This window comes from Thalassolituus sp. UBA3500 (assembly GCF_002377545.1).
Lineage (GTDB): Bacteria > Pseudomonadota > Gammaproteobacteria > Pseudomonadales > Oceanobacteraceae > Thalassolituus.
In genome coordinates this window covers 1-3014 of record NZ_DFQB01000011.1, presented here as the reverse complement: position 1 = coordinate 3014, position 3014 = coordinate 1, and the positions used below count along the sequence as shown (strand labels likewise).

Here is a 3014-nt window from a genome sequence, read left to right as displayed (position 1 = left end):
GATTATTGCCAGATAGCTATGTACACAGAAACTTCAGATGAACTCTATTCAGGGCGGGGCAGAATCGAGTAGGAGGGGGAGTCGCCTCCCCCGTCCTCTCACACCACCGGGCAAACGGATCCGTACCACGGCGGTTCCTGTCCCCCATTATCGGGCTGAGCTTCGTTCCGCTGAATTCGCTCGCCTGTGTGCTCTGAGCGCTTCGACAGTCTTTGGGCTTCCGGCCCGCCATACAGTTATCGAGAGCCCTCCGGGGAGGCTTCTGCTCGTACACATCAGAGAGTGGTCAACTATCCACTCGTGACAGGTTCAGCCCTTCAGCTCTTGGTTAGAGAGCCTAATATGGCCTCTGCTGACTCCTGTTCGCCCATCCCGACACCTCACGGTGCTTCAAGTGTGGTTATGTAGGGCCTATCAACCAGTTAATCCGTTGTGAGTTTTGCTTGTCGCCCACCTTTCAATTTCGCATAGCAACCAGATAATCCGGATACCCCATTTATGAAGAGAGTGACAGCTATCGCGATACGAAGCACCGCCATTCGGTTCTGATGAATGAAGATGACATTGCCGCACTCGGTTTAAAAGAGAAAGATAAAATCACCCTGCGTTCAGATACTGGCGAGATGCGCAATCTCGATGTCGTCGCGTTTGACCTTCCGCGAGGCAATATCGCGGCTTACTATCCTGAAGCGAATGTTCTCGTCGGCCAGACCGTTGATCAGCGCAGCCGTACACCGGCATTTAAGTCCGTGCCGGTGTCGGTGGAAGCTCAGGTGGTGATTGGTAGTACGGGTTAACAGCTCACGTTTCGTTTGGCCTGAAGCTCAAATCTGAGTTTCAGGTCGGGTGTCTGATAAATCGGATTTCGCTTAAGAAACGACTGCAGTATCTGCTTCCGCTTTCTTCTATAGAGAAAGCCCGGAACATAGCTGTATTCCGCCCTTACCTGTCTGTCATACTCAACAAATCTTTCTGTAGAACTGCCTAGTATGGCCAGATCAATATCGACGAGTAGTCGCTTATCTGACGTATCAAGAGTATCCATCGCACTGTGTTCAGTTGCCATAATGAGGTCATAAATCCGCTGGCTTTTTTCTTTGCTGACGCCTGCCTCCTCTAATGCAGTTCGTGCCCACTCTGCGCTTTTCAACTCATTGTCTTTGCCTTTAATGTCGTACACAGCATCATGAAACCAGATTGCCAGTTCAACTTCGTGTGGGTTGGCAGCCAGATGCTGAAACTCCTCAAACAGAGCCAGGCATTCACACAGGTGTTGTTCGGTGTGGTATTTGCGCTGAGGCTCATTCCAGGCAGCTATTAAGTCGTGTCTTAACGCTTCCCCATCCCCAGCAGCTCCAATACCTGACCAGCAACGATTCCAGGAAAGATGTAATTCTTCTCTAGCGAATACTGATTGTTTCATTATTCTACCTATTCGACAATGACAGCATCATATTTAAGAATCATCGGCCAGGTGACCTCTAAGGAAACTATTACTATGATCTACACCCTCTACAGGGTCGGCTAGTGCTTTAAATGAATGAGGGTCAGCCTCCTCTACAATGCCATAGAAATACCAAACCGTATTTTTATCTTTGGCATAGTAGCTATCGCCAAAAACCTCAAATGTCTGGAGATCAGCACGAGGTTCACTTTTTCCCAGTATGTATACTGAATTCTTATCTTTGGCGTAAACCTGGGACAGTATCTGAAAACTTTCCAGATCAACGGAGTCGACTACTTTTCCGTTGAAGTAAAGATGTTGAAGGTCCCGAGCATATTCTGTAGTGAGAATCTGAAAAGAGGATATATCAGCCCCTTCGATTTTCTTAGCCCCCAACGAGAAGAAGTTACCCATAGAGACAAAGTACAGCTGATTTTCTTTCGTATAGTACTGATCACTTACCGCCTTATCGACTGCGGTGTAACCATCACCATTCCATGCTTTGAAAAATGTAAAAGCAAACCAAGCAAAGACGGTAAGACCAACGGCAAGAAAAAGAGAAGATAGAATTAACAATGATTTCAGCACGACAATATGTCCCTACATTACTCACACAATCGGTTTACATCATACCCTCATGCTCGTCTTTTATCGTTAACATCATGACCAATCTGACAGCCAGCTGAAAACAATAGCCAATCTATGGTACCTTCCCGCTTTTGAAGAGAGTTGCTCCATGATCTGCGGTTTCGACTACGGCACTTCCAACTGCGCTATTGGCGTGCAACAGGATGGCGAGATACGTTTATTGCCGGTCGATGGCGAGCGTACTTTTATGCCCTCAGCCCTATATGCGATGGCCCGTGAGCTTATAACTGAGCAGGTAAGTCATGGACTGACGTCTGATCGTGAAGCTTTTATCGCATCACGCAAACCCCAGTTGCAGATGGCCCTCAGAGCTCGTAATGAACTCGACCTTCACGCGGATGATGATGTAATGTTCGTCGGTCATGCGGCGTTCAAAGAGTATTTCGCCGATCCGGAAGAAGGCTACTTCGTTAAATCCCCAAAATCCTTTTTAGGTGCCAGCGGGCTTCGCCCTGAGTTTGTGGGCTTCTTCGAAGATATCGTCACGGCCATGATGCAGACGATCAAACACCGCGCAGAAGTCTCTGCTGGCGACACTCTGACTCAAACCGTTATTGGACGCCCGGTGAATTTTCAGGGCCTGAATTCAGAGCAAAGTAACCGACAAGCATTATCTATTCTCGAAACTGCAGCACGACGTAGCGGCTTTAAAGATATCGAATTTCAGTATGAGCCGATTGCGGCTGGCTTAAGCTTTGAACGCCAGCTCAGTGAGAATAGAACCGTTCTGGTTGTTGATATTGGCGGTGGTACCAGTGACTGTGCAATGGTGCGAATGGGACCGGATCATATTCAGAAAGCAGATCGTGCTGCGGATTTTCTTGGACATACGGGCGAGCGGGTCGGCGGAAACGACCTCGATATCCGCCTGGCAACGGAGTCTCTGATGCCACTATTTGGCATGAATGCCGCGCTCAAAAGT

The 3014-nt window shown here is 48.3% G+C and carries 4 protein-coding genes; 2 read left to right on the top strand and 2 right to left on the bottom strand.

Going from position 1 to position 3014, the window contains the following annotated elements:
• Positions 1–494 precede the first annotated feature (494 nt).
• On the top strand, positions 495–797 hold the full coding sequence (locus tag B2R29_RS03270; protein ID WP_301179775.1) for a molybdopterin dinucleotide binding domain-containing protein: 303 nt from the start codon (positions 495–497) through the stop codon (positions 795–797).
• Here B2R29_RS03270 and B2R29_RS03265 read toward each other — a convergent pair.
• Positions 794–1423 carry a metal-dependent hydrolase gene (locus tag B2R29_RS03265; RefSeq protein WP_301179774.1) on the bottom strand — a complete coding sequence of 210 codons (630 nt, stop codon included), beginning with the start codon at positions 1421–1423 and terminating at the stop codon, positions 794–796. The genes B2R29_RS03270 and B2R29_RS03265 overlap by 4 nt on opposite strands.
• A 33-nt stretch (positions 1424–1456) precedes the next feature.
• On the bottom strand, positions 1457–2032 hold the full coding sequence (locus B2R29_RS03260) for a DKNYY domain-containing protein (protein ID WP_301179773.1): 576 nt from the start codon (positions 2030–2032) through the stop codon (positions 1457–1459).
• Between the two features lie 148 nt (positions 2033–2180).
• On the opposite strand from B2R29_RS03260, the gene yegD reads away from it, so the two are divergent.
• On the top strand, positions 2181–3014 hold an 834-nt coding region (gene yegD, locus B2R29_RS03255), incomplete at its 3' end, for a molecular chaperone (RefSeq protein WP_301179772.1).

Excerpts from the sequence above, each read along its gene's own strand:
- B2R29_RS03265 (WP_301179774.1), bottom strand. The coding sequence starts at position 1,423 with ATGAAACAATCAGTATTCGCTAGAGAAGAATTACATCTTTCCTGGAAT.